At 36.2% G+C, this 575-nt stretch carries 1 protein-coding gene; it reads right to left on the bottom strand.

The features are described 5' to 3' along the window. Positions 1-382: 382 nt before the first annotated feature. On the bottom strand, positions 383-575 hold a 193-nt coding region (locus tag ACQY5W_RS13390), incomplete at its 5' end, for a hypothetical protein (RefSeq protein ID WP_428025467.1).

The following is a 575-nucleotide window of genomic DNA, read 5'->3' as shown; positions in this document are numbered from 1 at the left end:
TGTATTGGATTTGTACTCAATTTTTGGTGCATCCGACTCCAAGAAGAAGGATGGGTTTTCAAAAACACTCACATCCTCAAAAACACTCACATCCTTTTTGAGTTTTTTCTTTTTTGATTTGCGAACCTTTCTCGCTTTAATTTTTTTCTTGCTTTTTAACACTCTTGATATTTATTCTTTATTATGCTCAACGCCTGGCTAAGCAGCGTGCGCCTTTCAACCGACACACTTTAAGGCTGCAAATAGCCAAATTTTTAATTTTGATTTTAACTTCATTTATCTAAAAGTCAAATTAATAATTTGGCGATGTTTCGCAATGCTTTGGGCTTGCCATCTTACTGGTAGTCAGCATGATGTTTAGCTCTTGTTATAGGCTGGTTTCTTAAAAAGTGAATCCAGCTCCAATTCCAAATTCCAGAGGGGTGACTCTGATTTCACTGCCATAGTCTGGAAAAGATGAAAACTCTTTTAATTTAAATGAAAGCATCGTACCAACCCTTAAAAACAAACCTCCTTCAGGTTTCTGATATTTATAACCAATTCTAAACGGACACCAAAGCGCTTCCATGGAAATC

Origin of the sequence: Arcobacter sp. (assembly GCF_050300555.1) — a bacterium.
GTDB lineage: Bacteria > Campylobacterota > Campylobacteria > Campylobacterales > Arcobacteraceae > Arcobacter.
This window is presented reverse-complemented; position numbering and strand designations above follow the sequence as displayed.